This window comes from Paenibacillus sp. EKM206P (assembly GCF_011066155.1).
GTDB lineage: Bacteria > Bacillota > Bacilli > Paenibacillales > Paenibacillaceae > Paenibacillus > Paenibacillus polymyxa_D.
In genome coordinates this window covers 1-1,192 of record NZ_JAAMNQ010000054.1, presented here as the reverse complement: position 1 = coordinate 1,192, position 1,192 = coordinate 1, and the positions used below count along the sequence as shown (strand labels likewise).

Genomic DNA, 1,192 nt, shown 5'->3' with positions numbered 1-1,192 from the left:
CTGTATTAGGAGCAAAGAGAGTCGGCATTTTGGATAATTTCTTTGATCTGGGCGGCGATTCGATCAAAGCGATCCAGGTATCGTCCCGCTTGCTGCAAGCGGGCTACAAGCTGGAGATGAAGGATTTGTTCCAATATCCGTCCATTTCACTGCTGAGCAGTCATGTACACAAAGTTAGCCGCACAGCCGATCAGCGGGTGGTCTCGGGAGCAGTTAAATTGAGCCCAATACAGCAATGGTTCTTTGGACAATCCTCAGCAGAGCCACATTATTTCAACCAATCGGTGATGCTGTATAGAGCACAAGGATTCGATGAAGCCGCATTGCATCAAACGGTGACCCAGGTGACGGAGCATCATGATGCATTGCGTATGGTCTTCCGTCAGACCGAACAGGGCTATGAAGCGTGGAATCGCGGTGTGAACGAAGGCGAGCTGTACAGTCTGGACGTTGTTGATTTGACAGGCGTCGAAGACACGGCAGAGGTGGCGATGGCGATTGAAACGAAAGCCAATGCCATCCAAAGCTCTATTCGTCTAGAAGAAGGACCGCTGGTGAAGCTGGGACTTTTCCGCTGCATGGATGGAGATCATTTACTGATTGCGATCCACCATTTGGTCGTAGACGGGATTTCATGGCGGATTGTGTTTGAGGATTTTGCCACGGGGTATGAGCAGGCCGTGCGGGGAGAAGCGATTCGCTTGCCATATAAAACGGACTCTTTCTCTGCTTGGGCAGAGCAGTTGTCTCAATATGCGAACAGTCCGGCGATCGACAACGAACGCGAATATTGGCAGCATCTTGCCCAAATGGAAGTTGCATCGTTGCCTAAGGATCAAGAGAGAGCGGAGGGACAACATTCTCTAATCAGAGACACTGCGACGGTGAGCGTAGCTTGGAGCGAACAGGAAACCCGGCTACTGCTGCTGGAATCGCATCGTGCGTACAACACCGAGGTCAATGATCTGCTGTTAACTGCACTCGGCACCGCGTTATATAACTGGAGCGGTCAGGAGCGCGTACTGGTCAATCTGGAGGGCCATGGTCGGGAAGCCATTGTTCCAGATATCGACATCACACGTACCGTGGGCTGGTTTACGAGTCAGTATCCAGTACTGCTTGATGTGGATGGGAAGGCAGAAGTAGGGCAGCGAATCAAGCGGGTGAAGGAAGACCTGCGCCATGTACCGCA

1 protein-coding gene is annotated in these 1,192 nt (G+C 51.8%); it reads left to right on the top strand.

Going from position 1 to position 1,192, the window contains the following annotated elements; genetic code table 11:
- The coding region (locus G9G53_RS25610) for a condensation domain-containing protein (RefSeq protein WP_238796315.1) at positions 1-1,192 on the top strand (1,192 nt) is incomplete at both ends.